We start from the raw sequence: 26,061 nt of genomic DNA, 5'->3' as shown, positions 1-26,061 counted from the left end.
CTGCTTCGCAGCCCAGCGGGAGCAAGCTCCCTCGCCACAACCAGCGTTCCAGGCACAAAAGGCGTGCTTGTCACAGGCGCCCTCATCACAACCGCGGCGCCGGCACTTGATCGAGCAGTTGCCCCAGCACCTGGTCCACCGACAGCCCTTCGATGTCCAGTTCCGGCGCCAACCGTACCCGATGGCGCAGTACGGCCAGGGCGCAGCCCTTGATGTCGTCCGGCACCACGAACTCGCCGCCGCGCAACAACGCCCGGGCCCGGGCGCAACGGACCAGCGCAATTGAAGCACGGGGCCCGGCGCCGAGGGTCAGGCCCGGCCAACTGCGGGTGGTGCGGGCCAGGCGCACGGCGTAGTCGAGCACCTGGTCGTCCATCGGCAGGTCGCTGGCGATGCGTTGCAACGCTTGCACGTCCTTGGCTTGCAGCACCATGCGCAGCGGCTGCACGTCAAGCATGTCGGCACGGGTCGAGCGGCTGACCTGGCGCACCATGTCCAGCTCCTGGTCGGCGTCCGGGTAGTCCATGCGCACCTTGAGCATGAAGCGGTCGAGCTCGGCTTCCGGCAGCGGGTAGGTGCCTTCCTGTTCGATGGGGTTCTGGGTGGCGAGTACCATGAATGGCTGGCTGATGGGCAGGGCGCGGCCTTCGAGGGTGACCTGGCGTTCCTGCATGGCTTCGAGCAGCGCGGCCTGGGTCTTGGCCGGTGCGCGGTTGATCTCGTCGGCCAGCAACAGGTTGGTGAACACCGGGCCCTTGCGCAGCTTGAACTGCTCGGTCTGCAAGTCATACACCGCGTGCCCGGTGACGTCGCTGGGCATCAGGTCGGGGGTGAACTGGATGCGCGCGAACTCGCCGTTGAAACAGCGAGCCAAGGCGCGCACCAGCAACGTCTTGCCCAGCCCGGGAACGCCTTCGAGCAGCACGTGGCCGCCGGCGATCAGCGCCGTGAGCACATCGTCGATCACGCTGGCCTGACCAACCACCGCCTTGCGCAGCTCGGTGCGGATCGCCTGGGCCAACTGAATGGCGCGCTGGCGCTGTTGGGCGGCGTGGGCCTGGCTGTCGATAGGTTCGTTCTGTTCAGTCATAAGGCATTCCTGAGGGTTTGCAAATGGGCGACCTGGCGGCAGAACTCTGCGCTGGACATACGCTGTTTCGGTCGTGGGCTCAAGGCCTGGCTGATGGCCCGCGTGGGTTGCCGGGTCAGGCGGGCGAGGACCTGCCATTGTTCGGCGACGGCCAGTTGTTCGAAGCCTGGGTGAAGATGGCGGGCCCGGCGCAGCACGTCTTGTTGCAAGGCGTGCAACAGGTGCTGCTGGCCGTTGTGGCGCAGGTGGAAACCGGCGCTGGCCTGTACGTGTTCTTCCAGTTGGCGCCGGGCCTGGGAGGCCGGTGGTTGCAGCGGGCCGTGGCGCACCGCCGAACGCCAGAACCACAGGGCAACCAAGGCCAGCAGTGCCACCAGCGCCTGGGGGAAGTAGCGCAGCAACAGGGTCAGCAAGGTGTCGTGGTCGGTGTTGAACAGCAGGGTGACGTCCGTGTCGGCGCTCAAATACCAGAGCAGCCAGGCGTTATCGTACTGGTCGATGGCGTCGTTCTTCCACAGCTCGGCGTCGGTGATCACGGTGATCGAGCCGAGGCCGAGCTTCAATTGCATCATGTGGGTCGACAACGCGCTGTTGGCCCAGGCCTGGGCCAGGTTGTGCGGGTCTTCGAGGTGGAAGTCGGTGTCGAAACCGGCATACGCTGGCGCTTCTTCGTCTTCAAGGTAGAGCTTGGTCAGTTCCGGGTAACGGTCCTTGATCAGTTCGGGCGCGGGCTCCTTGAGGTCTTCGCTCAGGAGTTGGCGCAGGCGCACGCGGTCGAGCAGCAGGTCGCCGCTGCTGCCGGTGCTCTTGTCCCACAAGGCTTCGGCCACAAAGACCAGGCGTCCGCCGGCCCGGGTCCAGTTCATCAACTGTTCGACTTCCCGTGGCGTCATGTGGGTGCGCTCGCCCAGCAACAGCAGGCTGTGCTGGCGTGGCTCCAGGGTGGGCAGCACCTCCAGGCTGTTGGCGTGCTCGACGTTGATCCCCCGCTGGCGCAGGAACAGTTCGGCGGCCAGGTAAGGGTTGGCCTGTACTTCTGGAGAGGGACCGTGCTCGACGACCTCTTCATAGGGCACGGCCTGGGTGTAGAGATAGAAACCGAATGCGCACACCACGGCGGCCAGCACGGCGCCGATCAGCCACCCCGCGTGCCGGCTCATCGAGACGCTCCCGGCCCGAACAACCCGCGCCAGCCGTCACACAGTTCCTGTTGCAGGTGGAGCGGCGGCGGGCGATGCCCATAGGCAATGTTCTGCCAATGCAGGGTCAGGCTTTTGCTGAAGCCCAGCAGGTTGTCCTGCTCGAGCTGTTCGACGCGTTGCAGCACCTGGCCTTCGGTGTCGGACGGTTTCAAGGGGATCTTGAAGTCATGGTGCAATCGGCTGAGCAATGCCCGGTACAGCAGGCCCAAGGCTTCACGGGGTTGCGTGGCCCACAGCTGTTCGACGCTGGCGGCGACGTCGGTCGGCAGGCTTTCTTCACGAATATCCAGGCCGAACATGTGTGCCGGTGCCGCTCGCTCCACGGGCAGGCGTTGCGTCGGTCGCCGATTGACCAGGGCTTTGAGGCGTTCCCGGTAGTGCCAGGCAAGCCAGACGATCGCACCCACCAGGCAGGCCCACAGCGCGACCTGGATCAGCGCGGCGGCGATGTCGAAGCGTTGGCCGCCGAGCCATTTGAACAGGGCCTTGAGCCAGCTCGGTTTGGCCTCGGTCTCGTCGCTGGGTTCGGCGGTTTCTTCGCCGAAACGATAACGGGTGACGGTCTGCGGGTTCTTGAACGGCGGGGCGTCGAGGATCGCCTTGATGCCGTCCCGGGAGGCTTCGCTGGTGAGGGGCTGGTTGAGCAGCCGCGGGCTGTCGGGGGCGTTGGGCTCCTCGTCGGCCCACGCTGGGGGGCCAGCGGCAGCATCATCAGGGCCAGCAGCAACAATGCCGGGGCCACGCCGCTCAGGCGCTGGCGCAGGCGCCGGAACACCAGTTCGATGTCCCACGCTTCGAGGATCGTGCGCCGGTTCAGGTAAAGGCTGAAGCCGCAGGCGACGTACACCGGCTCCCACAAGATCAGCAGCAGCGGGTAGAGGAAGTTGACCAGGTGTTCGAACCACAACCAGTTTTGGTCGGCCGCTGATACCAGCATTTCCCAGTCCCATTGCAGTTCGACTTGTTGCGGCACGAACAGATAGAACAGGGCCATCAGGCCGAACCACAGGGCGGTTTCCAGGTGCATGCCGATGATGGTCAACCATTGCGCCGCGCCGCGGTTGCGTTGCAGCAATACCCGTTTGCGTTGCTCCCGTGCTTCACCGGTTAGCCCTTCGAGTTGCACCACCGGCAGCAGGAAGCTGCGGCTCAGGCTCAGTCGGCGCCAGGTCAGGCTGGCCAGCAACTGGGGCTTGAGCAGCGCCGGCCATTGGCGCAAGGCCTGTTTCAAGGTGGGGGTTTCGCCAAACAGCGCCTTGGACAGGATGTACAGCGGCAGACGGTCAAAGGCCGGTTTCAACCACCAGAACAGCATCACCACCAGGGACGGTGAGTCCCACAGCAGCAAGGTCAGCAACAGGTACACCGGCAGCGTGATGATCGCCCAACTGGTCATCAGCAAGCGTCGATGCTGCTGGCTCATCAATACGCCAAGGTCCATGGCTTCCCAGGTGGTGCGCGGGCGGATGACGACGGTGGCATCACTCAGGCGCATGGCGGGCCCGTCCGGCAAGCGACAGATAGCTGATGACCAACAGCCACAACAAGGCGCCCACGGTGTATTTGGTGGCGGGCGTTACCGCGCTGGAAGACCAGTAGGCCTCGATGAACGCGGCGATGAGCAGGAATAGCATCACGCCGCCGATCATCAGCACGCTTTTACCCGCCGCAAGCCGCAAGGCCTCGCCACGGGTCAGGCGTCCCGGGGCGATCAACGCCCAGCCCAGTTGCAGGCCCGCGGCTCCGGCCAGGGCGATGGCGGTGAGTTCGAAAGCGCCGTGGCCGATCACGAACGACCAGAACGTTGTGCCCGAGCCGATCTGCGTCAGGTGCCCGGCCACCGCGCCTATGGTCAGGCCATTGAAAAACAGGAAGAACGCACTCCCCAGCCCAAACATCAAGCCACTGGCGAACGTCTGAAAGGCAATGCCGATGTTGTGCATGATGTAGTAACCGAACATGACCCAGTCTTCGCTGGCGGCCCGTTCGACCGAGCGCCCCAGGTGCCCGGAGGCCGGGTCATACATGCTGCGGATCTGGCTGATTTCGTCGGCGCCCAGCACGCTGTAGACCAGTTCCGGGAACAGATAGACCAGCAGCCCGATGCCGACCAGACTGCCCAGGAACATCAGGCTGGCGGCCAGCACGAAGCGCCATTGTTCACGCACCAGTCGAGGGAAACCGACCAGGATAAAGGCCGAAAGGCTGGCCGATGGTCGGCTGCGATCCCGGTAGAGTTGCTGGTGACCGCGCAGCGCCAGTTGTTGCAGGGTGTCGACCAGCAAGCTGCTGTAGCCCCGGGCCTGGGCCAATGCCAGGTGATGGCAAAGCCGTCGGTAGGCGGCAGGGAAGTCACCGCTCTGGGGCACGTTGCGGCTGCGCTCCAATTGATCGAGTTGCTGGGCCAGTTGCTCCCATTCTCCTTGGTGGCGGCTTTCGAACAGGCTTTGCTTCATGTCGGCCCCAGCAGGCCGCGGGCGATGCCATTGAGTTCGGCGGTGGCGTTCGGCACCTGGACGTTCAGTGGCGTGGCCAGGATCGCGGCCAGTTCGTTGACCCGCGCCTGGGACAGTTCTGCCTGGCGTTCGGCGAAGCCCAGCACGGCGCGTTGCTCATGCAGGTTCAGGGTGAAAGGCGCGCGTATCGGCGGGGCCATGGGCAATGCGGGGCGTTTGACCGGTTGTTCGCGATAGACCACCAGCGTACCGGCCGCGAGATCGCCCAGGCGCTTGAACGCCGGATGCTGCAGGCAGCAGATGGCCCCAAAGGTGTAGCCGAAGGGCAGCATGTCGACGAAACGCAGCAGGTTACGGATCAACGACGCCGACCAGCCGATGGGCCGGCCATCGTCCTGCACCACGCGCAGCCCCATGATCTGCTTGCCGGGAGAACGCCCCTGGTTGAGTACCTCGAACAGCACCATGTACCACCAACTGACGACAAACAGCAGGATGGACCCCAGGCCGAGCCCCAGCTCGCCGAAAAACGCCAGGACCAGGAAAAAAATACCCAGGACCAAGCCGCGTATGCCCAAGTCGATGGCGAAGGCGATTGCACGGGGCATCAGCCCCGCCGGGCGCAGTGGCAGGTCGATGCCCTCCGGCGTTTCCACCTGATAACGCGTGTCCAGGGGCGCGGGCAGCGTCGCGTTCCTTTGCAGTGCTGGTGTCTCGAGCATGGGCAACCTGAGTGGTGGGGCCGGTTCGAAGGGTCTATGGGCTGCGATGCTAGCAGCCTTTGTGTAGGCAAACGATATGGCCGTGCAGGTCATTTGATGGATCAGCCATGTTCATGGATTTGTGTGCTCACCCAAATCCCTGTGGGAGCCGAGCTTGCTCGCGATTGCGGTGGGTCTGGTTGCATCGATGTTGAACGTGCCGCCGTCATCGCGAGCAAGCTCGGCTCCCACATAAGGTCTGTGGTGTACATGGATTTTGTGAAGAAATTCAAAAGTTACACCACCGCTGGCCCAGGGCAGGCCCGAGCGCCTAGACTTCGCCAGTCTTCAGTTCAGGAACAGCCCGTGACTTCCATCTTCTGGTACGACTACGAAACCACCGGCATCAACCCGCGTTGCGACCGGCCCTTGCAGGTGGCGGGTATCCGTACCGATTTCGAGCTCAATGAAATCGACGAACCGGTGAATCTGTATTGCCGGCCCAGCGATGACATCCTGCCGCATCCGGCGGCCTGTGCGATTACCGGCATCACCCCGACATGCCTGGCCGAGAAAGGCTTGAGCGAAGCCGATTTCATGACCCGTGTCCACGGGCAACTGGCCGCGCCCGGTACCTGTGGCGCCGGCTACAACACCCTGCGTTTCGACGATGAAATGACCCGCTACAGCCTCTATCGGAATTTCTTCGACCCGTACGCACGGGAGTGGCAGGGCGGCAACAGCCGCTGGGACTTGATCGACCTGGTGCGCGCGGCCTATGCGCTACGCCCGCAAGGCATTGTCTGGCCGCAGGAGGACGGTCGCGTCAGCCTCAAGCTCGAACGCCTGACCGCCGCCAATGGCATCGATCATGGCCAGGCCCACGATGCGTTGTCGGACGTACGCGCGACCATCGCCCTGGCCCGCCTGGTCCGTCAACAGCAGCCGCGGCTCTACGACTGGCTGTTCCAGTTGCGCAGCAAGCAGAAAGTGATGGACCAGATCCGCCTGCTGCAGCCGATGGTGCATATTTCCGGTCGCTTCTCGGCGGCGCGCAACTACATCGGCGTGGTATTGCCGTTGGCCTGGCACCCGAAAAACCGCAACGCCCTGATTGTCTGCGACCTGCACCTGGACCCCCAGGGCCTGTTGGACCATGACGCCGAAACCCTGCGCCAGCGTTTGTATACCCGCCGTGAAGAACTGCTCGAAGGTGAGTTGCCGGTGCCGCTCAAGCTAATCCATATCAACAAATGCCCGGTGGTCGCGCCGTTGTCGGTGCTGCGCGTCGAGGACCAGCAGCGGCTGGAACTGGACATGGAGAGCTATCAACAGCGCGCATTGCGGCTAACTGACGCACAGAAAGTTTGGCAGGATAAACTTCAGGCTATTTATGGCCGCGAGGATTTCACCGCCAGCGAGGATCCCGAGCAACAGTTATACGCGGGCTTCTTGGGCGATCGCGATCGGCGTTTATGTGAACAAGTGCGCATGGCGGACCCGGCGCAATTGGCGCAAGCGCAATGGCCTTTCGATGATGAGCGTCTGCCGGAACTATTGTTCCGATATCGTGCACGCAACTTTCCAGACACCTTGAATCCCGAAGAGCAAGGGCGCTGGAGAGTTTTCTGTCAACAACGTCTGTCCGCCCCGGAATGGGGCGCGCCTAATACCTTGCAAAGTTTTGACGAGGCGATGGGAGAGTGGCTGGCCCAGTCTACGCCGATGCAGCGAGAAGTACTCGTGGAGTGGCAGGGCTACAGCCAGCAATTGCGCAAACGTTTAAGCCTTGAATCGCAATGAAATGAAAAGATAACAGGCATAAAAAAACGCCAGTAATCACTGGCGTTTTTTGTTCGCAAAGAAGCTTGCGCCGCGGTGAGGCTTAGCCCAGCAGGGTTGCCCAGCCTTCTACCACGTCACCGCCCCACTTGGCTTTCCACTCTTTCAGAGTCTTGTGGTTGCCACCTTTGGTTTCGATGACTTCGCCGTTGTGCGGGTTCTTGTATTGCTTAACTTTGCGAGCGCGCTTGGTGCCGGTAGTTTTCACGGCGCCACGTGGCGCTTTGCTCGACTTGGCTTCTGGATCCAGCAGGGCAATGATGTCGCGCAGCGACTTGGAGTACTCGCCCATCAGCGTGCGCAGTTTGCCTTCGAATTCAAGCTCGGTTTGCAGTTTGTCGTCTTGCGACAGGTTTTTCAGGCGAGCTTGCAGTTCTTTGATGGCTTCTTCTGTGGCGCGGTATTCATTGATCAAGGACATGTGGACTACCTTATGTAGGACGCGGGTGACAAGGAGACAGTGCGACAATAGTAATCAGACAGTTTCATCAAGTAAACATTTAACCGGTGTTTTATTTAATTAATTAGTGCTGCGCCACAAAAACGCCTGTTGCAGTTAAATGCCGCGACAGTGTCTTCACATCTGTTCACATATAATCTGCTTTCCCGAGCCGTGCCGGCCATGGCTTGGGGCTGTCGTCCAGGATGCGGCGTGTCATCGATACTGCAGTTTTGCTGCGCAATGGCTAGAATGGCCGCCTTTGCGAAGTTCTGGAGTTCCCCTAATGCGCACTTTTCGTCTGGTGATTGCTTGCCCGGACCGCGTCGGCATCGTTGCTAAAGTCAGTAACTTTCTGGCGTCCCATAACGGCTGGATCACCGAAGCGAGCCATCACTCGGACAATCAAAGCGGTTGGTTTTTCATGCGTCACGAGATTCGTGCCGACTCTCTGCCCTTCGGCATTGAAGCCTTTCGTGAAGCGTTCGCCCCCATTGCCGAAGAGTTCTCGATGGACTGGCGTATCACCGACACCGCGCAGAAAAAACGCGTGGTGCTGATGGCCAGCCGCGAGTCTCATTGCCTGGCTGACCTGCTGCACCGCTGGCACAGCGATGAGCTCGATTGCGACATCGCCTGTGTGATTTCCAACCATGATGACTTGCGCAGCATGGTGGAATGGCACGGCATCCCGTACTACCACGTGCCGGTCGACCCGCAGGACAAGCATCCGGCGTTCGCCGAGGTCTCGCGACTGGTCAAGCAGCACGACGCCGAGGTGGTGGTATTGGCCCGCTACATGCAGATCCTGCCGCCGGCCTTGTGCAGCGAGTACGCCCACAAGGTCATCAACATCCACCACAGTTTCCTGCCGTCGTTCGTCGGGGCCAAGCCGTACCACCAGGCGTCGATGCGTGGGGTGAAGCTGATTGGCGCCACCTGTCACTACGTGACCGAAGAGCTGGATGCCGGCCCGATCATCGAGCAGGACGTGGTGCGCGTCAGCCACAGCGACAGCATCGAAGACATGGTGCGTTTCGGCCGTGACGTAGAGAAGATGGTATTGGCCCGGGGCCTGCGTTATCACCTGGAAGACCGGGTGCTGGTGCACGGCAACAAGACCGTGGTCTTCTGACTACACTGCCAAGGGCCTGGACGAGCGATCGCCAGGCCTTTTTTCATGAGGTTCGCCATGACCGATCCATTGGACAAAGCCACCTCCAAGGCGCCAGCCACCCTGGGCGAGGGCTGCCTCAGCCGCTATGACCCCGACGCGTTGAGCCCGGAGGATGGCACCGAGTTTCCCGATGCCGCGCAACTGTGGGAGCAATTGCATCCCCAGGACGAGCCCGAACAGACGCCGTGACCGGTCAGGCTTGCCTGAGCCTGATCAGCTTCTTGATCAACGGCCGCCCGACCATCAGGAAGAACACCGGCCCACCGGCCACCAAATAAAAGTAGTAGGTCACCGCCCGCCAGATCAGGATCGCCGCCGCTGCGGTGGACTTGCCCACCATGGGGGCCAACAGCGCCGCCGAAGTCAGCTCGGCCGCCCCGGCACCGCCCGGCAGCAGGCTGAACTGTCCCGCGCTCAAGGACAGCATCTGGATCAGGAAACTCCAGGCCCACTGCAGGTCCGCACCCAGCCCCTTCAATGCCAGGTACAACACGCTGTAGCGCAGCGCCCAATGCAGGCAGGTCAGGCCGAAGACCTGGAACAGCGTCTGTCGTGGCAATTTCAAGGTGTCGGTGAAGGCCGCGAGGAAGTTCAGGATCTTGCGGCCCCAGCGTCGGCGGGTGGCGGTCTTTACCCGCAAGTGCCGCAGCACACGAGCGCCCAGCAGAATCAGCCGACGGTGATATCGGGCCACCAGCACGCAGCCGAACAGCCCGCCAAACAATGAAATCGCGCTCAACGCCAGCATCCATTCCAGGCGCTGGCTGAGGTTCTGGAACAGCGCGTAGAACAGAATGCCCACCAAGGCGCAGAGGAAGAACAGCAAGTCGCTCAGTTGATCCATGGCGAACACCGCGCTGCCATGGGCCGGGCGTACACCGTTGCGCGCCAGCAGGGCCATCAGCGTCAGCGGGCCGCCACTGCCTCCGGGCGTCGCACACATGGCGAACTCGGTGGACATCACCACGCCCATGCTTTTCCACCCGCCGATGCGCCCACGGTATTCACCCAGCAGCAGGCGCAGGCGCACGGAATTCAAGCCCCAGCACAGCACGATCATGCCGAGCATGGTCAGCAGCAGGGACAGGGGAAAGCGCTGCAGCCGCGACCACATTTCCCCGCCGCCGACCAGCAGCGGCACCAACAGCGCCGTGAGCAGGGCGGCACCCAGCCAGATCAACCGTTTCATGCGGCGCTGCGGGCCCGCAGCCCCTGGGTTGCCAGCCAGCCGACCTTGGTCATCGGCACGCGACCGTCGTTGAGCAGGCGTTCGAGGGTGCGCAGCCAATAGTCCCGGGAAAACCCGTGGCGCATGTCCACCGGGTGCAGGCCCAGGCGAATCACCGGGGCCTGGCGCCAGCGCTGTTCACGCTGGTCGCTGATGACTTTCGACAGGCCACGACGCCAGGCACTGCGGGCACTCCAGACCAGGCCCGGAGCGTCGATGGTACTGAAGTCGGGCAGGCGATAAAGGTGTTGGGTGTCACTGGTGTAGCTCAGCGGTAACTGGCGCAAGGCCTGGCGCGTGCCTTCGCTCATCAGCCAGGCCGGGGCGACGAAACCTTCCAGGGGCCAATGGTAGCGCTCAAAGGTGTCGATCCCGGCGCGCAGGCGGGCGAGGGCGGCGGCCTCGGACAGATTGTAGAACTCCCCCTCATGGGTGTAGACCCGGCGCATGAACCACTCCTTGGGGTGGCGGGCGACAGGGCCGTCGTCGCAATGGTAGTAGCCATGCAGCACCAACTCGTCGCCGCGCTCGACCCGGCGGTCGAGCAGGCGGCGAAAGTCCGGGTGAGCCTCCAAGGCATTGGTACGGTGAAAGTCCGGCACCACCAGCCAGGTCATCGGCACCTGGCCGAGGGCATCCACGGCTTCGACGAAGGGCTGGTAGTCAGGCCAGGTTTGCGGTGCCACGTCGTGCAACACCAAGAGCACGCTGGGCGAAGAACTCATCGACACGGTCCTCGCCTCAACCATTGGCCAGCAACGGCATTTGTCCGCCGAGCACGGCGTAATAGTGCCCCAGCAAACTGTTGACCACGGTGTCCCAGGCGTAATGACGCTCCACATGCCGGCGCGCCAGCAGGCCACGGCGTTGGCAGCCTTCGCTGAACAGTTGCCGCACGGCATTGGCCATGGCCTGCGGATTGTTGGGCGTGCACAGCAGGCCGCAGTCCTCGTGGACAATTTCGGTGAAAGCCCCGGCCGCCACCGCCACCACGGGAATGCCGCTGGCCATGGCTTCGAGGATCACCAGGCCGAAGGTCTCCTGGTCGCCGGCGTGCACCAGGGCATCGGCGCTGGCCATGAGACGGGCGACTTGCGGCGCCGGGCAGAATTCGTCGACCACCGTGACGTTGTCCGGCACCACGGCGGGCATCGACGAACCCACCAACAGCAGGTGATAGCGCTCGCCCAGGCGTTTCATGCACTTGAGCAGCACCGGCAGGTTTTTTTCCTTGGAACCGCGACCGGCGAAAATCAGCAGGCGCGTGTCTTCGGCGATACCCAGCTCGGCCCGCAGTCCTGGGTCGCGGGCGGCGGGGGTGAAGGTTTGCAGGTCAACGCCCAAGGGTTGCACATAGACGTTCTTGACCCCCAGGCCGGTCAGCTTGTCGGCCATGACCTGGCTTGGCGCCAGGACCCGGTCGAAATTGCCGTACAACTTGCTGACATAGGCTTCGATATTGGGGGTGAACCAGTTGCCCATGCGGTTGCTCACCAGCAGCGGCAGGTCGGAGTGATAGAAACCGATGACGGGCACGTCGAGCTGACGGCGGGCATCCAATGCGGCCCAGGCGGTGAGGTACGGATCGCCGACCTCGATCAGATCCGGTTGCAGATCGCGCAGGACATTGCGCCAGGGCGCCAGGCGAAGGGGGAAGCGATAGCCCTTGCCGAACGGCAGCGCAGGGGCTGGCACCTTGTAGATTCCGTCGTGCTCGCTCAAATGCGCGCCGGGGATCAACAGGCTGTGGCGAATACCGGGCCGATCGCCCAGGCGCCGGTGCTTGGCATCCAGATAAGTGCGCACGCCTCCGCTGGCGGGGGCGTAGAACATGGTTATGTCCGCTATATGCACGATGAACGTCCCTCCGGTCTGTGTTCTCCTGTGTTGACCTTTATGAAGAATAGATGTTCGGTTGGGGTTGTGGGGCGGGTGCGCTGCCAGTGGAGTATTGCGGGGTTTGACAGGGCCTCATCGCGAGCAAGCTCGCTCCCACAGAGATTTGGGGCGGGGCACAGATCCCATGTGGGAGCGAGCTTGCTCGCGATAGGGCCTGCCCAGGTTCGCAGCTATTATTCCTGCTGCCAGGGCCTCAATGCGCCAGGCATGCTTTTATATAAGCGTGCAAAATGGCGTCATATCGCAAACACACGGGTGACCACATGCCTGACTCATCGCAACTCGTTATCGGTGCCGACCTCAGCGGCCAGCCCATCGCCCAGGCCATGCGCCTGGCGAACCGTCATGGCCTGGTGGCGGGCGCCACCGGGACCGGCAAGACCGTCACCTTGCAGCGCCTGGCCGAAATGTTCAGCGATGCCGGCGTGGCGGTGTTCGCGGCGGATATCAAGGGTGACCTGTGCGGCCTGGGTGCTGCCGGCAACCCCCAGGGCAAGATCGCCGATCGCATCGCCGGCATGCCCTGGCTCAACCACAAGCCCCAGGCTTATCCGGTGACCTTGTGGGATATCCACGGCCAGTCCGGGCATCCACTGCGCACCACCCTGAGTGAAATGGGCCCGTTGTTGATCGGCAGCCTGCTGGAACTCACGGACAGCCAGCAGTCGGCGCTCTACGCCGCGTTCAAGGTGGCCGACCGTGAAGGCCTGTTGCTGCTGGACCTCAAGGACCTGAAGGCGCTGCTCAATCATCTCAAGGACAACCCCGAGCTGCTGGGGGACGACGCGGCGCTGATGACCACTGGCTCCAGTCAGGCGCTGCTGCGGCGCCTGTCCACTTTGGAGCAGCAGGGCGCGGACGCGTTGTTCGGCGAACCGGCGTTGCAGCTCGAAGACATCCTGCAACCGGCCAGCGATGGCCGTGGCCGCATCCACTTGCTCGACGCCAGCCGCCTGGTCCACGAAGCGCCGAAGGTCTACGCGACGTTCCTGCTGTGGCTGCTGGCCGAGCTGTTCGAACAGTTGCCCGAGCGCGGCGATGCGGACAAGCCGCTGCTGGCGCTGTTCTTCGATGAAGCGCACTTGCTCTTTGCCGGTACGCCCAAGGCTTTGCAGGAGCGCCTGGAGCAAGTGGTGCGGCTGATCCGTTCCAAGGGCGTGGGGGTGTATTTCGTGACCCAGTCGCCGGGTGACTTGCCGGACGATGTGCTCGCTCAGTTAGGGTTGCGTATCCAGCACGGCTTGCGGGCCTTCACGGCCAAGGAACAGAAATCCCTGCGGGCGGTGGCCGACGGTTTCCGGCCCAACCCGCAGTTCGATGCCCTGGCGGTGCTGACCGAGCTGGGCATCGGTGAAGCCCTGGTGGGCACCTTGCAGGAAAAAGGCACGCCGGAAATGGTCCAGCGCGTGCTGGTGGCGCCCCCGCAATCGCGCATCGGGCCGCTGAGCGAGGCCGAGCGTGCCGGGTTGATCGCCAGTTCGTCGTTGCAGGGGCGCTACGACAAGCCCATTGATCGCGAATCGGCCTACGAAGTGCTGATGGGACGCAAGGGACTGGAGCCCCAGGCCGACGCGGTGCCGGGCAAGTCCGCGGACGAAGAACCGAGCTTCACCGAAAAGGCCGGCGAGTTCCTCGGCACGGCAGCCGGCCAGGCGCTCAAATCGGCGATGCGCCAGGCGGCCAATCAACTGGGCCGGCAACTGGTGCGCGGATTGATGGGGTCGTTGCTGGGGGTAGCAAGCGGCGCCGGTAGTCGAGACCGAGTTGCCCCTTCGCGAGCAAGCTCGCTCCCACAAGGGATTGGTGTCGTACGCGAAATAGGTGGCCGCTGCAGATCCACTGTGGGAGCGAGCTTGCTCGCGAAGGCGGTTTGGCAGGCGAAAAGTGTACCGGCTGACCTGCCGCAATCGCGAGCAAGCTCGCTCCCACAAGGGATGGTGTCGTACACGAAAGAGGTGGGCGCTGCAGGTCCACTGTGGGAGCGAGCTTGCTCGCGATTGCTATCTAGGCGGCGCCGAAAATCTCAATCCTTGGGCCGCGCATGCGCCGCCAATCGCTCCAGCGCCGCCCGTAGGTTGGGATCGGTGATGCCGTCGGCGGTGGCCTGGATGGTTGCCGCGGCGTCGGTGGACAGATCCAGCGTGTGGCCCTTGGCGCCGACCTGGACGGTGGGGGGCTGCACCTTGAACAGGATCCGCGTCAGGTTGGCGAATTCTTCGAACGCCTGGAGTTGGCGCAGCAGGCGTTTTTGCTGGTAGCGCAGGCGCGTGGCCCAGTGGCCGTCGGTGACGATCAACAGCAGGCTGCCTTCGCGCCAGGACGCCACGTGGCAATGCTCGCGCGCGGCCGGTTGCAACTGGCTGTCCAGCAGGCGCTGCAAGTGGCCCAGGCGTTTGGCGTGGCCGAAGATGGCTTTCAGCGGCTTGGCTTCGCGCAGCAGAACGGCGGGCGCCTTGGCTGGAAGAGGGCGGAAGGCCATGAATGAATACCGCAAGTGACAGAGGCGCCATGGTAGCAGAAAGCGCCGGACGCGCCTCGACCCTCTCGCCCAGCGGCTTTTGGCTACACAATCAGTGAGTAACTTCTGCGCTTTGTGGGTTGAAGTTCGCGCAAAAGCCCTTATTTTAGGGTGGCCCCGTCACAGCGCTGTGCCAGCATCGTGGAATAACGCCACTTTCCTCTCCATCGTTTCCGGGTAGAATGCTCGTTCGCATGCGGCCATGAGGGCTGCACGGGCGACTCATGGGGCCGCCCTCCATCCCTTTAGTGTGGAAGATCCTGCCGATATGTTTGCGCCTTTGTTAAAGAAACTTTTTGGAAGCAAGAACGAGCGTGAAGTCAAGCGCATGCTCAAGACGGTACAGACTGTCAATGCCTTCGAAGAGCAAATGGTGGCCCTTTCGGACGATCAGTTACGCGCCAAGACTGCCGAATTCAAGGACCGCATCGCCAAGGGGGAAACCCTTGACCAGCTCCTGCCCGAAGCCTTTGCGGTCGCCCGTGAAGCCGGCAAGCGGATCATGGGCATGCGCCACTTCGACGTTCAGTTGATCGGCGGCATGACCTTGCACGAAGGCAAGATCGCCGAAATGCGTACCGGTGAGGGCAAGACCCTCGTGGCGACCCTGGGCGTTTACCTCAACGCACTGTCCGGCAAGGGCGTGCACGTGGTGACGGTCAACGACTACCTGGCCCGCCGCGACGCCAACTGGATGCGCCCGCTCTACGAATTCCTCGGCCTGACCGTCGGCGTTGTCACGCCGTTCCAGCCGCCGGAAGAGAAGCGCGCCGCCTATGCCGCCGACATCACCTACGGCACCAACAACGAATTCGGGTTCGACTACCTGCGCGACAACATGGCGTTCAGCATGGAAGAAAAATTCCAGCGTGAACTCAACTTTGCCGTGATCGACGAAGTCGACTCCATCCTCATCGACGAAGCCCGTACCCCGCTGATCATTTCCGGTCAGGCCGAGGACAGCTCCAAGCTGTATATCGAGATCAACAAGCTGATCCCGCAGCTCAAGCTGCACGTCGAGGAAGTTGAAGGCGAAGTGACCCAGCCCGGGCACTACACCATCGACGAGAAGACCCGCCAGGTCGAACTCAACGAAGCCGGCCACCAGTTCATCGAGGAAATGCTCACCCGCGTCGGCTTGCTGGCCGAAGGCGAGAGCCTCTACTCGGCCCATAACCTGGGCCTGCTGACCCACGTCTATGCCGGCCTGCGTGCCCACAAGCTGTTCCATCGCAACGTCGAGTACATCGTCCAGGATGGCCAGGTCGTGCTGGTGGACGAGCACACCGGCCGTACCATGCCGGGTCGTCGCCTGTCCGAAGGCCTGCACCAGGCCATCGAAGCCAAGGAAGGCCTGAACATCCAGGCCGAGAGCCAGACCCTGGCCTCGACCACCTTCCAGAACTACTTCCGCCTGTACAACAAGCTGTCCGGCATGACCGGTACCGCCGACACCGAGGCGTTCGAATTCCACCAGATCTACGGCCTGCAAGTGGTGGTGATCCCGCCGAACAAGCCACTGGCCCGCAAGGACTACAACGACCTGGTGTTCCTGACCGCCGAAGAGAAGTACGCGGCGATCATCAACGACATCAAGGAAGGCATGGCCCAGGGCCGTCCGATCCTGGTCGGTACCGCCACCATCGAGACCTCCGAGCACATGTCCGCCTTGCTCAACAAGGAAGGCATCGAGCACAAGGTCCTCAACGCCAAGTTCCACGAGAAGGAAGCCGAGATCATCGCCCAGGCCGGTCGCCCGGGTGCGCTGACCATCGCCACCAACATGGCCGGTCGTGGTACCGACATCCTGCTGGGCGGCAACTGGGAAGTGGAAGTCGCCAGCCTGGAAGGCCCGACCCCCGAGCAGATCGCGCAGATCAAGGCCGACTGGCAGAAGCGTCACCAGCAGGTGCTCGAGTCCGGCGGTTTGCAGGTGATCGCTTCCGAGCGTCACGAATCCCGTCGTATCGACAACCAGCTGCGTGGCCGTGCCGGTCGCCAGGGCGATGCCGGCTCCAGCCGTTTCTACCTGTCCCTGGAAGACAGCCTGATGCGCATCTTCGCCTCTGACCGGGTGAAGAACTTCATGAAGGCCCTGGGCATGCAGCCCGGCGAGGCGATCGAGCACCGTATGGTGACCAACGCCATCGAGAAGGCCCAGCGCAAGGTCGAAGGCCGCAACTTCGATATCCGCAAGCAATTGCTCGAGTTCGACGACGTCAACAACGAACAGCGTAAAGTGATCTATCACATGCGTAACAGTTTGTTGGCCGCCGACAACATTGGCGAAACCATCGCCGATTTCCGCCAGGACGTGCTCAACGCCACCGTCAGCGCCCACATCCCGCCGCAGTCGCTGCCGGAACAGTGGGACGTCGCCGGCCTGGAAGCCGCCTTGCAGAGCGATTTCGGCGTGGCATTGCCGATCCAGCAATGGCTCGACGAAGACGATCACCTGTACGAAGAAACCCTGCGTGAAAAACTGCTGGCCGAACTGATCGCTGCCTACAACGAGAAGGAAGACCAGGCGGGCGCCGAGGCACTGCGCTCCTTCGAGAAGCAGATTGTGCTGCGGGTACTGGACGATCTGTGGAAAGACCACCTGTCGACCATGGACCACCTGCGCCACGGTATCCATTTGCGTGGTTACGCCCAGAAGAACCCGAAGCAGGAGTACAAGCGCGAGTCCTACACGCTGTTCTCCGAACTGCTCGATTCGATCAAGCGCGACTCGATCCGCGTGTTGTCCCACGTACAGGTTCGCCGCGAAGACCCGGCCGAGGAAGAAGCCCGCCTGCGTCAGGAGGCCGAAGCCCTGGCTGCGCGCATGCAGTTCGAACACGCCGAAGCCCCTGGCCTGGAAGTGGTCGCCGAAGAGGGCGTCGATGTGGATGTCGCCCTGGCGACCGCACCGGTGCGCAACGAGCAGAAGCTGGGCCGCAACGAACTGTGCTATTGCGGTTCGGGCAAGAAATACAAGCATTGCCACGGGCAGATCCAATAAACCCGTCTCAACGCTGAACCACCCGCGCCGCGACCGGATGCTATCCGTCGCGGCGTTTTGCCATTTTGATTCGCCGTCCCAATGAGGACGGCGTCGATATACATCTGAATTAGGAGCGCATTCATGGCTGTTGGTCTTGGTCCGTTGCCCACGTTGCACCCGGTTGCCGGTTTTGAACTCGGTATTGCCTCGGCGGGCATCAAGCGCCCCGGGCGCAAGGACGTCGTGGTCATGCGTTGCGCCGAAGGCTCGACGGTGGCGGGTGTATTCACCCTCAACGCCTTTTGCGCCGCGCCGGTCATCCTGGCCAAGCAACGCGTGCAGGGGCCGGTGCGTTACCTGTTGACCAACACCGGTAACGCCAACGCCGGCACCGGCGCGCCAGGCCTGGCCGCCGCCGAGCGCACCTGCGCCAAGTTGGCGGAATTGACCGGCGTCGACGCCAGCCAGGTGCTGCCGTATTCCACCGGCGTGATCGGCGAACCGCTGCCGGTCGAGAAGATCGAAGGCGCACTGCAAGCCGCCCTCGACGACCTGTCGGAAAACAACTGGGCCGCCGCCGCCACCGGCATCATGACCACCGACACCCTGCCCAAGGGCGCGAGCCGTCAGTTCCAGCATGACGGCGTGACCATCACCGTCACCGGCATCAGCAAAGGCGCTGGCATGATCCGGCCGAACATGGCGACCATGCTCGGCTACATCGCCACCGACGCCAAGGTCTCGCGCCAGGTGCTGCAAGACCTGATGCTCGACGGGGCCAACAAGTCGTTCAACCGCATCACCATCGACGGCGACACCTCCACCAACGACTGCTGCATGCTGATCGCCACCGGCCAGGCCAACCTGCCGCAGATCACCGAGGCCAGCGGCCCGCTGTTCGAGGCCCTGAAGCAGGCCGTGTTCGACGTGTGCATGGAAGTGGCCCAGGCCATCGTCCGGGACGGCGAAGGCGCGACCAAGTTCGTGACCGTGCAGGTCAATGGCGGGGGCAATCACCAGGAATGCCTGGATGTGGGCTATACCGTGGCTCACTCGCCGCTGATCAAGACCGCACTGTTCGCCTCCGACCCGAACTGGGGCCGCATCCTCGCCGCCGTGGGCCGGGCCGGCGTGCCTGAGCTGGACGTGAGCAAGATCGACGTGTTCCTCGGCGAAGTCTGCATCGCCAGCCAAGGCGCTCGTGCTGCCACTTACACTGAAGCCCAGGGCGCGGCGGTGATGCAGCAGGAAGAAATCACCATCCGTATCGAGTTGGGACGGGGTGACTGCAGCGAAACCATCTGGACCACCGACCTGTCCCACGAGTACGTCAAGATCAACGCTGAGTACCGGACTTAACCGGTTCGGGACCGAGTTGCTGCCATCGCGAGCAAGCTCGCTCCCACAGGGATTTGCGGGCAATACCCTGTGGGAGCGAGCTTGCTCGCGATGGCGCCAGTACAGCCCCTACAAAATCACAAGAAAGGAATCCAGACATGAGCCTGCACCTGATCATTGGCGACCAACGCATTTCTTCCTGGTCCCTGCGCGGCGCGCTGGCCCTGGCGCTGACCGGCGCGAAGTACACCGAAGAGCTGGTCAGGCTCGACCAGCCCGACACCCGCGAAAAGCTGCTCAAGTACTCGGCCACGGCCAAGGTCCCGTTGCTCAAGACCGAATTCGGCGTGATCGCTGATTCCCTGGCGATTGCCGAGTACCTGGCCGAACAGTTCCCGCAGGCCGGTCTCTGGCCCAAGGATGTGGCCGCCCGGGCCCAGGCACGCTCGGCCTGTGCGCAAATGCACAGCGGGTTTTTCGCCATCCGCAGCCACATGCCGTTCGACCTGCTGCGCGATGCACCGCTGTCGCCCATGCCGGCCGATGTCCAAGTGGAAATCGAGCGGATGCTGGCGCTGTGGGCCGAATGCCGTGCCGCGGCGACCGAGGCCGGTCCCTACCTGTTTGGCCGTGTCAGCCTGGCCGACGCGTTTTTTGCCCCTGTTGCCGTGCGCTTGCGCACTTATCAGGTGAAACTGTCCGAGGTCGATGAGGCTTACGTCGAAACCCTATATCAATGGCCAGCGTTCAAGGCGTGGCAACAGGCTGGCCTGGAGGACACTGCGCGGTGAAACGAGTCCATGTGGCGGCAGCGGTCATCCGCGATGCCGCCGGCAAAATCCTGATCGCCCGACGGGCCGACACCCAGCACCAGGGCGGCCTGTGGGAGTTTCCTGGCGGCAAGGTCGAGGCCGGCGAGTCCGTCGAAACCGCCCTGGCCCGTGAACTTCACGAAGAGCTGGGCATTGTCGTCGACGCCGCCCGGCCGTTGATCAAGGTGCGTCACGATTACCCGGACAAGCAGGTGTTGCTGGATGTCTGGGAAGTCTCGGCGTTCACCGGCGAGCCCCATGGCGCCGAAGGGCAGCCGTTGGCCTGGGTGACGGCCCGCGACCTGACGAACCATGAGTTCCCGGCGGCCAATCAGCCCATCGTCGCGGCGGCCCGTTTGCCGGGTGAATACCTGATCACCCCGGAAGGCCTTGAGACGCCGGCCTTGCTGCGCGGCATGCAGAAGGCGATTGCCGGCGGAATCAAGTTGGTCCAGCTACGCGCGCCCAACGGCTACGATCCGCAATACCGCGACCTGGCGGTGGATGCGGCGGGGTTGTGTGCCGGCAAGGCCCAACTGATGCTCAAGGGGCCGTTCGAATGGCTGGGGGATTTTCCTTCCGCTGGCTGGCACATTACCGCCGCGCAACTGCGCAAGCATGCCGCGGCCGGTCGACCGTTCGGCAAGGACCGCTGGCTGGCGGCTTCCTGCCATAACGCCGAGGAGCTGTCCCTGGCACAGCGAATGGACGTGGACTTCGTCACGCTTTCGCCGGTGCAGCCGACCCAGACCCATCCCGATGCACAGCCGTTGGGCTGGGAAGAGGCGGCGCGGTTGATCGAAGGCTTCAACCGGCCGGTCTATCTGTTGGGCGGGGTCGGGCCTGGCGAGCGGCAAAAAGCCTGGGAAGCTGGGGCCCAGGGTGTGGCGGGGATTCGGGCGTTTTGGCCTGAGGCATGATTCTGCCGTGTGGCTGCTGATGCTATCGCGAGCAAGCTCGCTCCCACAGGGAGATCCCGTGTGGGAGCGAGCTTGCTCGCGATGGCGGCCTCAAGAACGATTCAGCCCCCAGGCTTGGCCGCCGCTTCCCAAAGCACCTCCACCACTCCTTGCCGCCGGGCAATGACCCGCGCCGCCACGAACAACAGGTCCGACAACCGATTGATGTAGGCCAACCCCGGCCCCGCCAGCGGCTCCACCGCGTTCAATTGCTGGCAACGCCGCTCGGCGCTGCGGGCCAGGCTGCGACAGACGTGGGCCTGGGCGATCAGTGTCGAGCCACCGGGCAGGATGAAGTTTTCCAGTGGCCCCAATTCCTCGTTCCACACATCGATCGCCGCTTCCAGCCGCTCGATTTCCGCCACGTTCAAGGCTTGGTAGGCCGGCATCGCCAGCTCACCGCCCAGGTCGAACAATCGATGCTGACAAGGCTCCAGCACGTCGCTGACTTCCTTCAGCGCCGGGTACCGGGCCGTTTCGGCGGCGAGCCCGGCCAGCAACAAGCCCAACTGGCTGTTCAGCGTGTCCACTTCGCCGATGGCCTCGACCCGTGGGTGGTCCTTTGCCACGCGGCGGCCATCGCCCAACCCGGTTTCACCTTTGTCGCCGGTGCGGGTGTAAATCTTCGACAGGCGAAAGCCCATGTTCAACGCTCCAGTGGTTTGTTTTCCTGCGCCACCATCGAGGGGCCCGTCAGGGGCAGGCGCAAGGTGAAGCAGGTGCCTTGGCCTGGCGCCGACTGCACTTCCATCTGGCCCTTGTGGTTGTTGGTGATGATGAAATACGAGACCGACAGCCCAAGGCCTGTGCCCTGGCCGATCTCCTTGGTGGTGAAGAAGGGTTCGAAGGTGCGCTTGCGCACGTTCTCGCTCATGCCGATGCCATTGTCCTCGACCTGGATTTCCGCCCACGGCGGATTCAACCGCGTACGCAGGATAATGCGCCCGGGTTCGCTGTCGTCCTGGCGTTGGTGGATCGCCTGGGCGGCGTTTTTCAGCAGGTTGAGCAGCACCTGTTCCAGTTCGTTGGCCGTGCCGGGCACCGGGCCCAGGTTCGGGTCGAACTGACGGATGATCGCCTGGCCCTTGAAGTCGAAGCCGATCGCCAGGTCGAAGTCATTACCGGCGATCTCCACCGCCTGGTCGATCAGCGCCGGCAGGTCGCAGGGGGCCATCTGTCGCGTGCTGCGTCGGCTGAAGCTGAGCATGTGGGTGACGATTTTCGCCGCCCGGGCGCCGGCTTGCTGGATGCCGTCGAGCAATTGTGGGATTTCCCGGCTTTCCAGGTAGCGGTTGACCACCGGCAATTCGATGCCCAGTTGCTCGGCCTGTTCAAGGTTCTTGGGCAGTTCCGGTGACAGGCGACGGCGGATGTTCTGCACGTTGTGCAGGATCGCCCCAAGCGGGTTGTTGATCTCATGGGCCATGCCCGCCGCGAGGCCGCCGACCGAGAGCATTTTTTCCGATTGCACCATCATTTCCTCCAGCGACAGGCGCTGGGTGATGTCGTCGATGCGGATCACCACGCCCCGCCCGGCGCCGCCCATCAGCGGATAGAACGTCAGGGCGTAATGCCGGGCCTCGTCGTCCTTGGTCCAGGTGACGCGTTCGATCTTGGCCACCGTATGTTGCTCGACGGTCTGCTTGAGCTGGGGCAGGTACGGCTTGAGCGGTTCGAAGGCGAGGAAGATCGGTTGGTTCAGGGCCTCGTCCAGTCGTGTGCCGGAGAGGGCGCTGGCTTCCTGGTTCCATTGGGTGACGTAGAGTTGCTCGTCGAGGGCGATCAGGGCCGACGGCATGGAGTCGATGATGCTGTTGAGGTAATTCTGGAAACCCGTGAGTTTTTTCTCGATCTTGCTGCGCACCTGGACTTCCAGTTCCAGCTTGCGATTGGTATGCCGGGTCTCTTCCGCCAGGCCCTGGGCCTGGTCATAGGCGGCCTGGGAGTCGTCCCGCGCGCGCTTGAGTTGCTGCTCCCGGGCTTCGATTCGCGAGAGCATGGTATTGAATGCCTCGGCCAGGCTGCCGATCTCATCGTGGTTGCCCCGTGCGGCGCGCAGGGCATAGTTCTCCTCCCGGGTGACCTGGCGCGACAGTTCTTCGAGTTGATGAATTGGCTGGGTGATCAGGCGTTTGATCTGTTGGGCAATGATCAGCCACAGCAACACGCTGAAAATCAGGATGCCGAGGCTGGCGGTCAGGGTGCCGGTGTAGAACGCAGTCGGCAATTCGCTGCTGGCCACCAGCAACAGATGGCCAGGCGTCGTACCGGGGCGGGGCAGGGTAATGACCTGGTTGCTGCGGAACTCGCTCGCTTGCCAGGCCTGTATGTTGCGGAAATGGTCCGGCAGCTTGAGCTTTTCGCCCTGTTGCAGCTGTGCCAGGCGATCGCCCTGGCCGTCGTACAGCGCCGCCGCCCGCAGCGGTGCATAGCTATTGAGCTCGTCGAGCAGGCGCTGGGCACTTTGTGGCGATTGCAGGGCGTCAGAGATCAGGCTCGGGTTGGCGATCAGTCGGCCAATGGTCTGCAGGGCCTGGGGCGCCATGCTTTCCTGGGAGATGTAGTAGGCGGCGCTGATAAAGGTCAGGTTGGCCACCAGCAGGACAGTGGTCAACAACACCAGCAGGGCGGCCAACAGTTTCTGGCCGACCGGGAGGTTTTCAAGGCGCTGGCGCAATGGCATCAGACTCGTCGCTAAGAAGGAACACGAGGGCCAGCGTAGCCGCTGCTCAGTCGCTGGGCAATCCGAGGTTGTCCAAGTGGGCAATCAGTCGCTGGCGCAGTTGTTCCAGGTGCGGCACGGTCAGCTCATGGCGCTGGGCAACCTTGCAGGCGTAACCGAGCAAATAGCTGATTTCGGTACGACGCCGATTGGCCACATCCTGGTACATCGAGGAGTAATTGGCGGCCGTGGCCTGGATCACCCGTTCGACCTCCGGCTGCAGATCCTCGGCCGCCGCGGGCTGGCCGCACCGTTCGAGCACATCCGTGAGCTCCGCGCACAGGGTCGCCACTTCGCAGTGGTGTTCCAGCAGGCCGCCGTTCTTGCAGTGATGCAGCACGGTCAGTGGATTGATTGCACAGTTGAGTGCCAGCTTGCGCCAGAGGCGGGTGAGGATGTCGGCGCTCCATTCGTGGGGGATGCCGGCGGCGGCCAGGTCGTCCAACCAGAACGGTGCCACCGGGTGAGCCGGGTCGCCCAACCAGGTATAGCCGTGGCCGGCGTACACGACGCGCCAGTCACCGTCGCGGAACGCGCCTTCGGTGCTGGAGGCGCTGATGCAACGAGCCTGGGGCACACAATTGGCCACTGCGTCCTGGCTGCCGAGGCCGTTCTGCAACAGGATCAGTTCCGATTCTGCGTCCAGGCGATGGGCCACCGAGGTCACCGCCGCTTGCGCGTCGTAGGCCTTGCAAGCCAGCAGCAGGCGCCTGATCGGCTCCGGGCTGTCCGCCGTTTCGCCCGGCACCGGGTAGCACTGCGCCTGGCCTTGTTCCACCAGCGTCAGGCCTGCGACGCTGCGGTAGGCCTGCAAGCGCGCTTCGTTGCGCAGCACCAGCCGCACCGGTAACCCGGCCCGGGCCAGGCGCGTGGCCCACAACGTGCCGAGACTGCCGGCCCCGAGGACATGCCAGGTGGTCGACATCAGTTTTTTACTCGGATTGGCGCAGGCATCTGAGGGCTCGCAGTGTCGGCAGGAAAAGAGCCGTTATAATGAGCCCGATTTTAACCACAAGCCAAGCGCGCGCCGTTGATACTGGCGCGCCTTTTTATTTGGAGAACACTACATGCCGTCATTCGACGTGGTATCCGAACTGGACAAACACGAAGTCACCAACGCGGTTGAAAACGCCGTCAAGGAACTCGACCGTCGTTATGACCTCAAGGGCAAGGGCAGTTTCGAGTTCAAGGAAAAAGACCTGACCGTGAACCTGACCGCCGAGGCCGAGTTCCAGCTCGAGGCGATGATCGAGATCCTCAAGCTGGCGCTGGTCAAGCGCAAGATCGATGTGCAGTGCCTCGAGGTCAAGGACGCCTATGCCTCGGGCAAGCTGATGAAGCAGGAGGCCGTGCTCAAGGAAGGCATCGACAAGGAGCTGGCGAAGAAGATCGTCGCTCATATCAAGGACGCCAAGCTCAAGGTGCAAGCCGCCATCCAGGGCGAGCAGGTGCGGGTCACCGGCAAGAAACGTGACGACTTGCAGGAAGCCATTGCGGCCTTGCGCGGCAAAGAATTCGGCATGCCCCTGCAATTCAATAACTTCCGCGACTGATACTTCAGTTGTATTAAGACCCTGTGGCGAGGGCGCTTGCTCCCGCTTGGGTGCGAAGCGCCCACCTATAAGGGGCTGCTGCGCAGCCAGCGGGAGCAAGCGCCCTCGCCACAATGCCGCGTGCAACAGGAATAAGGAGAGAGAGATGGACTTGAATGCTGAAGTGGACAACCTGGTCAAGGCTTCCCAGACCTGGATCCCCATGATCATGGAGTACGGCAGCCGCGTGCTGCTGGCGGTCATCACCCTGGCCATCGGCTGGTGGTTGATCAACAAAGTGACGCAGAAACTGGGTGCGTTGCTGGCCCTGCGTAACGCCGACCTGGCGCTGCAAGGGTTCATCAGTACCCTGGCCAACATCATTCTGAAGATATTGTTGATCGTCAGCGTCGCTTCGATGATCGGCGTGGAAACCACTTCGTTCGTCGCCGCCATTGGTGCCGCCGGCCTGGCGATTGGCCTGGCCTTGCAAGGCAGCCTGGCGAACTTCGCCGGTGGCGTGTTGATCCTGCTGTTCCGCCCGTTCCGCATCGGTGACTGGATCGAAGCCCAAGGTGTGGCCGGTACGGTCGATAGCATCCAGATCTTCCACACCGTGTTGCGCACCGGTGACAACAAGACCGTCATTGTGCCCAACGGCAATCTCTCGAACGGCATCATCACCAACACCAACCGCCAGCCGACCCGCAAGGTCGTGTTTGATGTCGGCGTGGATTACCAGGCTGACCTGCAAAAGGCCCGGGAGGTGTTGCTGGAGCTGGCCAAGGATGAGCGTGTGCTGGCGGATCCGGCACCTGAAGCGGTGATTTCCACCTTGGGCGACAGTTCCATCACGGTGTCGCTGCGTATCTGGGTGAAGACTGCGGATTATTGGAGCGTGATGTTCATGCTCAATGAACAAGCCCGGGATCGCTTGAAAGAGGCGGGTATTGATATTCCGTTTCCACAACGAGTGATTCGGGTCGTTCAGGAAGGGCCAGCGCAATAACGAGTCGACTATATAACTTGGCGCTGAAGTCAGATTATGTTTAGTTAGCTTGCTATTTAATAAGTTGCATTAAAGCTGACAGTCAGTCAATGGACATAAAAAAACCGCTCACCTGATCCAGGTGAGCGGTTTTTTGTTTGTTGCGGGTACG

21 protein-coding genes and 2 pseudogenes are annotated in these 26,061 nt (G+C 62.8%); 10 read left to right on the top strand and 13 right to left on the bottom strand.

Going from position 1 to position 26,061, the window contains the following annotated elements; genetic code table 11:
- Positions 1–85: 85 nt before the first annotated feature.
- From ACZ5M5_RS24315 to ACZ5M5_RS24295, 5 genes and pseudogenes are all read right to left on the bottom strand, one after another.
- Positions 86–1,090, bottom strand: coding sequence for an AAA family ATPase (locus ACZ5M5_RS24315; protein ID WP_092201425.1), 1,005 nt, complete (start codon positions 1,088–1,090; stop codon positions 86–88).
- Positions 1,087–2,250, bottom strand: a complete 1,164-nt coding sequence (locus ACZ5M5_RS24310; protein WP_103311127.1) for a DUF4350 domain-containing protein — start codon at positions 2,248–2,250, stop codon at positions 1,087–1,089. The genes ACZ5M5_RS24315 and ACZ5M5_RS24310 overlap by 4 nt, the downstream gene beginning before the upstream one ends.
- Positions 2,247–3,787, bottom strand: a pseudogene (locus tag ACZ5M5_RS24305) (DUF4129 domain-containing protein). Before ACZ5M5_RS24305 ends, ACZ5M5_RS24310 begins: the two are co-directional and overlap by 4 nt.
- Positions 3,774–4,748: a stage II sporulation protein M gene (locus tag ACZ5M5_RS24300; RefSeq protein WP_103311124.1), complete on the bottom strand. Its 975-nt coding sequence runs from the start codon at positions 4,746–4,748 to the stop codon at positions 3,774–3,776. Before ACZ5M5_RS24300 ends, ACZ5M5_RS24305 begins: the two are co-directional and overlap by 14 nt.
- Positions 4,745–5,470, bottom strand: a complete 726-nt coding sequence (locus ACZ5M5_RS24295) for an RDD family protein (protein ID WP_060740878.1) — start codon at positions 5,468–5,470, stop codon at positions 4,745–4,747. Before ACZ5M5_RS24295 ends, ACZ5M5_RS24300 begins: the two co-directional genes overlap by 4 nt.
- A 345-nt stretch (positions 5,471–5,815) precedes the next feature.
- Between ACZ5M5_RS24295 and sbcB the strand changes: the two genes are divergently transcribed.
- Complete coding sequence (gene sbcB, locus ACZ5M5_RS24290; RefSeq protein ID WP_464738090.1) at positions 5,816–7,252, top strand: exodeoxyribonuclease I; 1,437 nt, start codon at positions 5,816–5,818, stop codon at positions 7,250–7,252.
- A gap of 82 nt (positions 7,253–7,334) precedes the next feature.
- Here the strand turns inward: sbcB and mvaT are convergent, their stop codons facing one another.
- Positions 7,335–7,712: a histone-like nucleoid-structuring protein MvaT gene (mvaT, locus tag ACZ5M5_RS24285; RefSeq protein ID WP_003205091.1), complete on the bottom strand. Its 378-nt coding sequence runs from the start codon at positions 7,710–7,712 to the stop codon at positions 7,335–7,337.
- Between the two features lie 304 nt (positions 7,713–8,016).
- Here mvaT and purU point away from each other — a divergent pair, with 304 nt between their 5' ends.
- Together purU and ACZ5M5_RS24275 are read left to right on the top strand one after the other, a co-directional pair.
- On the top strand, positions 8,017–8,865 hold the full coding sequence (gene purU, locus ACZ5M5_RS24280) for a formyltetrahydrofolate deformylase (protein WP_060740880.1): 849 nt from the start codon (positions 8,017–8,019) through the stop codon (positions 8,863–8,865).
- Between the two features lie 57 nt (positions 8,866–8,922).
- Positions 8,923–9,096 (top strand): hypothetical protein, encoded by a 174-nt coding sequence (locus tag ACZ5M5_RS24275; RefSeq protein ID WP_170842278.1) that lies wholly within the window; start codon positions 8,923–8,925, stop codon positions 9,094–9,096.
- A gap of 4 nt (positions 9,097–9,100) precedes the next feature.
- Here the strand turns inward: ACZ5M5_RS24275 and ACZ5M5_RS24270 are convergent, their stop codons facing one another.
- From ACZ5M5_RS24270 to ACZ5M5_RS24260, 3 genes are read right to left on the bottom strand one after another with little or no spacing between them, the layout of a single operon-like run.
- A complete protein-coding gene (locus ACZ5M5_RS24270; RefSeq protein ID WP_060740881.1) occupies positions 9,101–10,096 on the bottom strand; it encodes a lysylphosphatidylglycerol synthase transmembrane domain-containing protein in 996 nt (331 codons plus the stop codon).
- Positions 10,093–10,860 carry a DUF2334 domain-containing protein gene (locus ACZ5M5_RS24265; RefSeq protein WP_060740882.1) on the bottom strand — a complete coding sequence of 256 codons (768 nt, stop codon included), beginning with the start codon at positions 10,858–10,860 and terminating at the stop codon, positions 10,093–10,095. Before ACZ5M5_RS24265 ends, ACZ5M5_RS24270 begins: the two co-directional genes overlap by 4 nt.
- A 16-nt stretch (positions 10,861–10,876) precedes the next feature.
- On the bottom strand, positions 10,877–11,968 hold the full coding sequence (locus ACZ5M5_RS24260; protein ID WP_081015378.1) for a glycosyltransferase family 4 protein: 1,092 nt from the start codon (positions 11,966–11,968) through the stop codon (positions 10,877–10,879).
- A 329-nt stretch (positions 11,969–12,297) separates the two neighbouring features.
- On the opposite strand from ACZ5M5_RS24260, the pseudogene ACZ5M5_RS24255 reads away from it, so the two are divergent.
- Positions 12,298–13,787, top strand: a pseudogene (locus tag ACZ5M5_RS24255) (helicase HerA-like domain-containing protein).
- Between the two features lie 270 nt (positions 13,788–14,057).
- On the opposite strand, the gene ACZ5M5_RS24250 reads toward ACZ5M5_RS24255, so the two are convergent.
- Positions 14,058–14,513: a DUF721 domain-containing protein gene (locus tag ACZ5M5_RS24250; protein WP_003205074.1), complete on the bottom strand. Its 456-nt coding sequence runs from the start codon at positions 14,511–14,513 to the stop codon at positions 14,058–14,060.
- Between the two features lie 307 nt (positions 14,514–14,820).
- On the opposite strand from ACZ5M5_RS24250, the gene secA reads away from it, so the two are divergent.
- The 4 genes from secA to ACZ5M5_RS24230 all read left to right on the top strand — a co-directional run bounded on the left by secA (position 14,821) and on the right by ACZ5M5_RS24230 (position 20,608).
- On the top strand, positions 14,821–17,556 hold the full coding sequence (gene secA, locus ACZ5M5_RS24245) for a preprotein translocase subunit SecA (RefSeq protein WP_060740885.1): 2,736 nt from the start codon (positions 14,821–14,823) through the stop codon (positions 17,554–17,556).
- 123 nt (positions 17,557–17,679) lie between these two features.
- A complete protein-coding gene (gene argJ / locus ACZ5M5_RS24240; RefSeq protein ID WP_060740886.1) occupies positions 17,680–18,897 on the top strand; it encodes a bifunctional glutamate N-acetyltransferase/amino-acid acetyltransferase ArgJ in 1,218 nt (405 codons plus the stop codon).
- Positions 18,898–19,034: 137 nt separating this feature from the next.
- The gene (locus tag ACZ5M5_RS24235) at positions 19,035–19,667 is read left to right on the top strand and encodes a glutathione S-transferase family protein (RefSeq protein WP_092166394.1); all 633 of its coding nucleotides are present in this window, start codon (positions 19,035–19,037) and stop codon (positions 19,665–19,667) included.
- A complete protein-coding gene (locus tag ACZ5M5_RS24230; protein WP_464738089.1) occupies positions 19,664–20,608 on the top strand; it encodes a Nudix family hydrolase in 945 nt (314 codons plus the stop codon). Before ACZ5M5_RS24235 ends, ACZ5M5_RS24230 begins: the two co-directional genes overlap by 4 nt.
- Positions 20,609–20,709: 101 nt before the next feature.
- Here ACZ5M5_RS24230 and ACZ5M5_RS24225 read toward each other — a convergent pair whose 3' ends face one another.
- The 3 genes from ACZ5M5_RS24225 to ACZ5M5_RS24215 are packed head-to-tail and all read right to left on the bottom strand — an operon-like array spanning position 20,710 to position 24,294.
- On the bottom strand, positions 20,710–21,291 hold the full coding sequence (locus ACZ5M5_RS24225; protein ID WP_464738088.1) for a cob(I)yrinic acid a,c-diamide adenosyltransferase: 582 nt from the start codon (positions 21,289–21,291) through the stop codon (positions 20,710–20,712).
- 2 nt (positions 21,292–21,293) lie between these two features.
- The gene (locus tag ACZ5M5_RS24220; RefSeq protein WP_060740890.1) at positions 21,294–23,330 is read right to left on the bottom strand and encodes a sensor histidine kinase; all 2,037 of its coding nucleotides are present in this window, start codon (positions 23,328–23,330) and stop codon (positions 21,294–21,296) included.
- 46 nt (positions 23,331–23,376) lie between these two features.
- Positions 23,377–24,294 carry a putative 2-dehydropantoate 2-reductase gene (locus ACZ5M5_RS24215; protein ID WP_060740891.1) on the bottom strand — a complete coding sequence of 306 codons (918 nt, stop codon included), beginning with the start codon at positions 24,292–24,294 and terminating at the stop codon, positions 23,377–23,379.
- Positions 24,295–24,436: 142 nt separating this feature from the next.
- On the opposite strand from ACZ5M5_RS24215, the gene ACZ5M5_RS24210 reads away from it, so the two are divergent.
- Entirely contained in the window at positions 24,437–24,922 is a 486-nt protein-coding gene (locus tag ACZ5M5_RS24210; protein WP_060740892.1) for a YajQ family cyclic di-GMP-binding protein, read from the top strand.
- A 145-nt stretch (positions 24,923–25,067) separates the two neighbouring features.
- Positions 25,068–25,910 carry a mechanosensitive ion channel family protein gene (locus ACZ5M5_RS24205; RefSeq protein ID WP_060740893.1) on the top strand — a complete coding sequence of 281 codons (843 nt, stop codon included), beginning with the start codon at positions 25,068–25,070 and terminating at the stop codon, positions 25,908–25,910.
- Positions 25,911–26,061 lie beyond the last annotated feature (151 nt).

The sequence above is a fragment of the Pseudomonas sp. Van50 genome, assembly GCF_055390755.1.
Note: the sequence above shows the minus strand (reverse complement) of the source record. Positions and strands in the feature narration are given on the sequence as shown.

What these genes read in the sequence shown, in the direction of transcription:
- ACZ5M5_RS24300 (WP_103311124.1), bottom strand. Translation starts at nt 4,748, where the DNA reads ATGAAGCAAAGCCTGTTCGAAAGCCGCCACCAAGGAGAATGGGAGCAA.
- argJ (WP_060740886.1), top strand. Translation starts at nt 17,680, where the DNA reads ATGGCTGTTGGTCTTGGTCCGTTGCCCACGTTGCACCCGGTTGCCGGT.
- ACZ5M5_RS24270 (WP_060740881.1), bottom strand. Translation starts at nt 10,096, where the DNA reads ATGAAACGGTTGATCTGGCTGGGTGCCGCCCTGCTCACGGCGCTGTTG.
- ACZ5M5_RS24205 (WP_060740893.1), top strand. Translation starts at nt 25,068, where the DNA reads ATGGACTTGAATGCTGAAGTGGACAACCTGGTCAAGGCTTCCCAGACC.
- mvaT (WP_003205091.1), bottom strand. Translation starts at nt 7,712, where the DNA reads ATGTCCTTGATCAATGAATACCGCGCCACAGAAGAAGCCATCAAAGAA.
- ACZ5M5_RS24275 (WP_170842278.1), top strand. Translation starts at nt 8,923, where the DNA reads ATGACCGATCCATTGGACAAAGCCACCTCCAAGGCGCCAGCCACCCTG.
- ACZ5M5_RS24235 (WP_092166394.1), top strand. Translation starts at nt 19,035, where the DNA reads ATGAGCCTGCACCTGATCATTGGCGACCAACGCATTTCTTCCTGGTCC.
- ACZ5M5_RS24315 (WP_092201425.1), bottom strand. Translation starts at nt 1,090, where the DNA reads ATGACTGAACAGAACGAACCTATCGACAGCCAGGCCCACGCCGCCCAA.
- ACZ5M5_RS24260 (WP_081015378.1), bottom strand. Translation starts at nt 11,968, where the DNA reads ATGTTCTACGCCCCCGCCAGCGGAGGCGTGCGCACTTATCTGGATGCC.
- secA (WP_060740885.1), top strand. Translation starts at nt 14,821, where the DNA reads ATGTTTGCGCCTTTGTTAAAGAAACTTTTTGGAAGCAAGAACGAGCGT.
- ACZ5M5_RS24215 (WP_060740891.1), bottom strand. Translation starts at nt 24,294, where the DNA reads ATGTCGACCACCTGGCATGTCCTCGGGGCCGGCAGTCTCGGCACGTTG.
- purU (WP_060740880.1), top strand. Translation starts at nt 8,017, where the DNA reads ATGCGCACTTTTCGTCTGGTGATTGCTTGCCCGGACCGCGTCGGCATC.
- ACZ5M5_RS24250 (WP_003205074.1), bottom strand. Translation starts at nt 14,513, where the DNA reads ATGGCCTTCCGCCCTCTTCCAGCCAAGGCGCCCGCCGTTCTGCTGCGC.
- ACZ5M5_RS24295 (WP_060740878.1), bottom strand. Translation starts at nt 5,470, where the DNA reads ATGCTCGAGACACCAGCACTGCAAAGGAACGCGACGCTGCCCGCGCCC.
- ACZ5M5_RS24225 (WP_464738088.1), bottom strand. Translation starts at nt 21,291, where the DNA reads ATGGGCTTTCGCCTGTCGAAGATTTACACCCGCACCGGCGACAAAGGT.
- ACZ5M5_RS24210 (WP_060740892.1), top strand. Translation starts at nt 24,437, where the DNA reads ATGCCGTCATTCGACGTGGTATCCGAACTGGACAAACACGAAGTCACC.
- ACZ5M5_RS24265 (WP_060740882.1), bottom strand. Translation starts at nt 10,860, where the DNA reads ATGAGTTCTTCGCCCAGCGTGCTCTTGGTGTTGCACGACGTGGCACCG.
- ACZ5M5_RS24310 (WP_103311127.1), bottom strand. Translation starts at nt 2,250, where the DNA reads ATGAGCCGGCACGCGGGGTGGCTGATCGGCGCCGTGCTGGCCGCCGTG.
- ACZ5M5_RS24220 (WP_060740890.1), bottom strand. Translation starts at nt 23,330, where the DNA reads ATGCCATTGCGCCAGCGCCTTGAAAACCTCCCGGTCGGCCAGAAACTG.